The 228-nt window shown below is 38.2% G+C and carries 1 pseudogene; it reads left to right on the top strand.

The annotated features are described in order from the left end of the window. Nucleotides 1-228, top strand: a pseudogene (locus HC176_RS19595) (IS3-like element ISLbl1 family transposase); the annotation flags it as partial.

The raw sequence follows: 228 nt of genomic DNA, 5'->3' as shown, positions 1-228 counted from the left end.
GATTGGCATCTTCTCCGTGAGCGACAAGAAAAATACAGGTTTATAAAACAGCATTTAATGAAATTTCCTGTTGAGACGATGTGCAAAATATTAAAAGTTAGTAAGAGCGGGTATTACCATTGGTTGCAAACAGGGCCAAGTAAGTTGTGGATTGAAAATCAGAAGATAAGTTCACTGGTCAAAACCATATTCAAGGATAGCCATGAAAGCTACGGTGCACCTAGAATG

This window comes from Tamlana crocina, assembly GCF_012037625.1.
This window is presented reverse-complemented; position numbering and strand designations above follow the sequence as displayed.